The 4033-nt window shown below is 71.0% G+C and carries 5 protein-coding genes; 4 read left to right on the forward strand and 1 reads right to left on the reverse strand.

From position 1 onward, the window contains the following. The first annotated feature begins 112 nt into the window (after positions 1 to 112). Genes Q8814_RS24770 through Q8814_RS24785 form a run of 4 tightly spaced genes read left to right on the forward strand, consistent with a single transcriptional unit; the run spans position 113 to position 3539 of the window. Positions 113 to 1252: an acyl-CoA dehydrogenase family protein gene (locus Q8814_RS24770; protein ID WP_330154613.1), complete on the forward strand. Its 1140-nt coding sequence runs from the start codon at positions 113 to 115 to the stop codon at positions 1250 to 1252. Further along, complete coding sequence (locus tag Q8814_RS24775) at positions 1249 to 2517, forward strand: acyl-CoA dehydrogenase family protein (RefSeq protein ID WP_330154614.1); 1269 nt, start codon at positions 1249 to 1251, stop codon at positions 2515 to 2517. The genes Q8814_RS24770 and Q8814_RS24775 overlap by 4 nt, the downstream gene beginning before the upstream one ends. 30 nt (positions 2518 to 2547) lie before the next feature. After that, on the forward strand, positions 2548 to 2946 hold the full coding sequence (locus Q8814_RS24780; RefSeq protein WP_330154615.1) for a PPOX class F420-dependent oxidoreductase: 399 nt from the start codon (positions 2548 to 2550) through the stop codon (positions 2944 to 2946). 59 nt (positions 2947 to 3005) lie between these two features. Next, entirely contained in the window at positions 3006 to 3539 is a 534-nt protein-coding gene (locus Q8814_RS24785) for a glutathione peroxidase (protein WP_330154616.1), read from the forward strand. A 30-nt stretch (positions 3540 to 3569) separates the two neighbouring features. On the opposite strand, the gene Q8814_RS24790 is transcribed toward Q8814_RS24785, so the two are convergent. After that, the coding region (locus Q8814_RS24790; protein WP_330154617.1) for a TSUP family transporter at positions 3570 to 4033 on the reverse strand (464 nt) is incomplete at its 5' end.

The following is a 4033-nucleotide window of genomic DNA, read 5'->3' on the forward strand; positions in this document are numbered from 1 at the left end:
CCGGCAACCCACCCGAACAATAACTGGATTATCGCATCTGATAATACTATTCTCTGATTCGAGATCGGGGTGTCCCGTGAGGGTGGGCCCCGCGGCCTTCGAGAGGACACACATGCTGGTGGAACTCACTCCCGACCAGGACTTCTTCCGGGACACCACAGCCCGGTTCCTGCAGGAGCGGGCCCCCGTCGACGAACTGCGCCGGCTGCGGCACGACCCGGCGGGCTTCACCGCCGACTACTGGCGCCGCGGCGCCGAACTGGGCTGGACCAGCCTGCTCGTCGACGAAGCCCACGGCGGCGGTTCCATCAGCGGCGACGGTCTGATCGACCTGACCCTGCTCGCCTACGAATTCGGCCGCNGCGCCGCCCCGGGCCCGCTGCTGCCCACCAACATCACCGCCGCGCTGCTGGGCACCCATCCCGGCACCGACCACGAGACCGCGCTCACCGCGCTGCTGGCCGGGACCGCGACCGCCGCCTGGTGCCTGGCCGAGGCCCGCCCCGGCAGCCGCGCGGCCACCGCCCCGCTCGACATCCGCGTCACCGGCGCCGAGGTCGTGCTGCACGGCACGAAACGGCCCGTCGAAGCCGCCGCCACCGCGGACCTGCTGCTGGTCACCGGCGACACCGGCGACGGCCCCGGCCACGTGCTCGTGCCGAGCGACACCCCCGGCGTGCAGATCACCCCGCTGCGCTCGATCGACCTGACCCGCCGCTACGCGGCCGTGACCTTCGACCACGTGCGCCTGCCCGCCACCAGCCTCGTCGGCACACCCGACACCGCCGCCGCCGCGCTCGAGCGGGCCCGCCGCCTCGCCCTGGTGATCGGCTGCGCGGAAACCGTCGGCGCCATGCAGTCCGCCTTCGACCTGACCGTCGCCTGGGCCTTCGACCGCTACTCGTTCGGCCGGCCCCTCGCCTCCTACCAGGCCCTCAAACACCGCTTCGCGGACATGAAGATGTGGCTCGAGGCCGGCCACGCCATCAGCGACCGCGCCGCCGCCGCGGTGGCCGCCGACGACCCCGACGCCGCCCGACTGGTCAGCGCCGCCAAGTCCTACCTCGGCGACCACGGGACCGAACTCATGCAGGACTGCGTGCAGATGCACGGCGGCATCGGCGTCACCTTCGAACACGACCTGCACCTGTACGCGCGGCGCGCCGCCGCCAACCGCTCGAATTTCGGCACCCCCGCCGAACACCGGCAACTCATCGCCGACCTCGTCGAACACCAGGAGAGCGCGTCATGACCGCCGAAGACCTCGAAACCCTCGACCGTTTCCGCGCCCGCGCCCGCAGCTGGATCCGGGCGAACCTGGCCCCGGCCGATCCCACCGCGTTCATCGGGGTGCTCCGCGAAGAGGGCACCGACGACCAGGAACTCGCCGCGGTCGCGCACGAACGCGCCCTGCAACGCAAACTGTTCGATGCGGGCCTGGCCGGCATCGTCTTCCCCCGCGAATACGGCGGCCGGGGCCTGACCCGCGCCCACCAGAAGGTGCTCGACGAGGAACTGGCCGGCTACGAATACCCCGCCCGGCTGCAGTCCCCGACGTTCGTGCCGTGCGCGGCGGTGCTGCTCGAATTCGGCACCGAGGAACAGAAGCGCCGCCACCTCCCCGCCATCTTCAAGGGCGAGGAGATCTGGATGCAGATGCTCTCCGAACCGAGCGGCGGCTCCGACGTCGCCGGCGCCGTGACCACCGCGGTCCGCGACGGCGAGGACTGGATCCTCAACGGCTCGAAGATCTGGACCACCGGCGCCTGGTGGTCGGATTGGGCACTGTGCCTGGCCCGCACCAACTGGGACGTGCCCAAACACCGCGGCCTGACCGTGTTCATGCTGCCCCTGCACCGCGACGGCGTCGACGTGCACCGCATCGAAATGCTCAGCGGCTCCCGCGAATTCTGCCAGGAATACCTCACCGACGTGCGCGTCCCCGACAGCGACCGGATCGGCGATATCGACAACGGCTGGACCGTGGGCACCCGCTGGATGTTCCACGAACGGATGCTCACGAACTCCCCGTTCACCACCAAACCGCCCGGCAGCGCCCGCAGCGGCTCGCACACCCCGGAAGTGCTCGCCGTCGCCCGCGACGCCGGCCGCCTCGACGATCCCCTCGCCCGCGACCTGATCGGCGAAGCCGAAACCCTCGAACTGGTCAAGGACGCCCTGCAGCAGCGGATCGGGCGGAGCATCATGACCGGCGCCCTGACCGACCAGGCCGCCGCCATCTCCCGGCTGATGTCCGGGGTGGTGTCCACCCGCCTCACCTCGATCATGTACGACCTGACCGGCGCGGACGGCGCCGCCTGGAACGACGACGACGGCGACGTCGCCGAACGCGGCACCGACTACCTGATGCGGCAGGTGTGGTGCATCGCCGGCGGCACCACCGAGATGGCCCGCAACACGATCAGCGAACGGGTGCTCGGGATGCCGCGCGAACGCAGCCACGACCAGAACCTGGCGTTTCGGGACGTCCCCAAGAGCGCCCCGACCCGGGCATGACCGCCGCAGCCCGATGCGTAGGGTGGGCGCATGCCTGATGGGGACCACACGCCGCCGTCGTTCGCCGACCTGGCCGCCGCGAGTTATGTGCTGTTGACCACCTACCGCAAGGACGGCACCCCGGTCGCGACGCCCGTGTGGGCCGTCGCCGACGGGAACCGGCTGCTGGTGTGGACCGCCACCGGCTCCCACAAGATCACCCGGCTGCGCCGCGACCCGCGCGTCACGCTCGCCGTGTGCGACGCGCGCGGCCGGCCCCGCAGCCTCGCCGTCGAGGGCAGCGCCGCGATCCTCGACGACGCCGGCACCGAGCACACCCGCGCCGCCATCATCGGCAAGTACCGCCTCGCCGGCTGGATCGCAGTCAAGGCCAGCCTGCTGCGCCGCGGCCGCTCCGGAACCCTCGGCATCGCCTGCACCCTCGACTGATCGGCCCCCTGACCGACCGCCGCGCCCCACGGCCGACCGACCCGCACCCAGGAGCACCCATGTCCGTGCACGACTACACCGTCACCACCGCCGCCGGAGCCACCGAGAACCTGGCCGCCTATCGGGGCACCTACCTGCTGATCACCAACGTGGCCAGCAAGTGCGGCCTGACTTCGCAGTACGAGGGGCTCGAGGCGCTGCACCGGGCGAACCGGGACCGCGGCCTGCAGGTCCTCGGCTTCCCGTGCAACCAGTTCGGCGGGCAGGAACCGGGCACCGATGCGGAAATCCAGGACTTCTGCAGTCTCACCTACGACGTGACGTTCCCCGTCTACGGGAAGATCGACGTCAACGGCGACGCCGCGCACCCGCTGTACCGGTATCTGCGCGCCCAGGCCCCCGGCAACTTCGGCCCCGAGCACGGCTTCCTGTTCGAGCACGTCCGCAAGTCGCGGCCCGAGGCGATCGGCACCGACGAGATCAAATGGAACTTCACCAAGTTCCTCGTCGACCCCGACGGCACCGTGCTGCGCCGCTTCGAACCCACCGTCACCCCCGAGGACATCGCGGCCGAGTTCGCCGCGCTGCGGTAACCCGGGCCCCGGGCCCCGGGCACTTCTTCCTCAGCCGAACTGCTGGACGCCGAGCCGCACCACCATGGCCACCACCACGACCAGCAGCACCACCCGCACGAACCGCGCGCCGCGCCGCAACGCCATCCTCGACCCGAGCACCGCCCCGGCCACATTGCACACCGCCATCGCCGCACCCAGCGTCCACCACACGTGCCCGCCCACGGCGAAGAACACCAACGCCCCGAGATTCGAGCCGAAGTTGAGCACCTTCGCCATCGCCGCCGACTCGACGAACTCACTGCCCAGCATCGCCGCGAACACCAGGATCAGAAACGTGCCGGTGCCCGGGCCGAGGATGCCGTCGTAGAACCCGATGACCGCGGCCGCGGTGAGCACCACCACTGTGGTGCGCAGCCCGCTCGGGCGCCGTCCCACGGCGGTACCCAGGCTGGGGCGGGCCGCCACGAACACCGCCACCGCGACGAGCACCACCATCACCAGCGGTACGAACA

The organism is Rhodococcus chondri (genome assembly GCF_036327435.1).
Classification (GTDB): Bacteria; Actinomycetota; Actinomycetes; order Mycobacteriales; family Mycobacteriaceae; genus Rhodococcus; species Rhodococcus chondri.

What these genes read in the sequence shown, in the direction of transcription:
- Q8814_RS24775 (WP_330154614.1), top strand. Translation starts at nt 1,249, where the DNA reads ATGACCGCCGAAGACCTCGAAACCCTCGACCGTTTCCGCGCCCGCGCC.
- Q8814_RS24780 (WP_330154615.1), top strand. Translation starts at nt 2,548, where the DNA reads ATGCCTGATGGGGACCACACGCCGCCGTCGTTCGCCGACCTGGCCGCC.
- Q8814_RS24785 (WP_330154616.1), top strand. Translation starts at nt 3,006, where the DNA reads ATGTCCGTGCACGACTACACCGTCACCACCGCCGCCGGAGCCACCGAG.